We start from the raw sequence: 801 nt of genomic DNA, 5'->3' as shown, positions 1-801 counted from the left end.
TCTGTTAGAATTTAGCGCGCTCTGTAATTGCTTTAACAATTCGTTTGTGATTTCTTTAACTTCTGGTTGTTCGCTTATCTCTAAAGCGCTGTTAGGCAAATTAGGGTAATTCATTTTTTAATCCTTGACTTTTTCAAGCTTTTGTTTTATAGTTTCAATGCAAGCCCACTCCATCGGCTTATTCTTTAAGCGTTCTTGCCTGCGGAATGAAAGAGTGGATAATATCCGCCTTGTCAATCTCTGCTTTAATATAAATCGGTTTAACTTTTAATCCTATTATAAGCTTACTATCATTATCTTGCGTAACTAGAAAATAATAAATCGTTTTAGGATCGCCTTGAAAGGCTTTGATATGCTCTTTTTTGACTTCCTTACCTTGCTCTTTGAAAATAAGCGTAATGTCGGGTTCTTTTAAGGTAGGTTCTACTAAATGCAAGTAAGCTAATCGGTGCTTGCTGTCAGGCTTACTTTTTAAATGTTTAATGAAATTTTCTTTATTCTTAACGCCATTAAAAGCGTTTAAAAAGCTCTCGGTATCAATCTCTTTGGGTAATGGTGTAGGTTTGATAGCGTTCAAATCTTTCAAAAACGCTTCTTTGTCTTCTATGACTTTAAAGGCTCGTTTTTTTAATTTTTTCTCTGTTTCTTCTGCGCTCTTTTTGCTTGCTTCTTTTATCCCTTTCTCGCTTTCTTTTTGCATGTCCTTCACGGCTTCTATCAAGCGCTTTAAGGTGGGGTTATTTTCGTTCGGCTCTCTATTGGCCATTAAAAGGTAATGCGTGAAGTCGTAAATATCAATAT

1 pseudogene is annotated in these 801 nt (G+C 35.3%); it reads right to left on the bottom strand.

Annotation, left to right across the window (positions count from 1 at the left end):
* Positions 1-178 precede the first annotated feature (178 nt).
* A pseudogene (locus tag EAL04_RS07850) lies at positions 179-801 on the bottom strand (DUF3519 domain-containing protein); the annotation flags it as partial.

The sequence above is a fragment of the Helicobacter pylori genome, from assembly GCF_003638305.1.
Lineage (GTDB): Bacteria > Campylobacterota > Campylobacteria > Campylobacterales > Helicobacteraceae > Helicobacter > Helicobacter pylori_DJ.
The sequence above is the reverse complement of the archived record's forward strand: the minus strand, read 5'-3'. Positions and strand labels throughout refer to the sequence as shown.